Genomic DNA, 398 nt, shown 5'->3' on the forward strand with positions numbered 1-398 from the left:
CACCGGTGGTCACCGTGGCGCTGTTGCCCGTGCCTGCTACAGTGCCGTTGCCGCTCGTCACGGTATAGCCCGTGATGGTCAGCCCTGCACTCGGGCGTTCGCCCAGACTGATTATTTTACCGCTTTGGATAGCTGACGGACCGTCATTGGTGATCGTTAGCATAAAGCTCGTGCTTCCACCTGCTACGACACGTGCATCGTCGGCCACTTTCGTAATGCTCAGGTTCGACGTGCGATCCACAGGAATCTCCGGCGTATCATCCTCATCATCCGGTGTGTCGGTATCCGGATCGTTATCCGGACCCCATACACTGATGCCGTTGGCGATGGTTGCCGGCGCATCCGCATCCACGTCGGCCGTTACGCTCACCGTGATGGTACCCCCCACCGGAATCACC

At 59.3% G+C, this 398-nt stretch carries 1 protein-coding gene; it reads right to left on the reverse strand.

Annotated elements, in window-relative coordinates; genetic code table 11:
- Window positions 1-398 (reverse strand): DUF11 domain-containing protein (locus JHJ32_RS22705; protein WP_200123034.1); only part of this gene is annotated, 398 nt, incomplete at both ends.

The organism is Parapedobacter sp. ISTM3 (assembly GCF_016533505.1).
GTDB classification, from domain to species: Bacteria; Bacteroidota; Bacteroidia; order Sphingobacteriales; family Sphingobacteriaceae; genus Parapedobacter; species Parapedobacter luteus.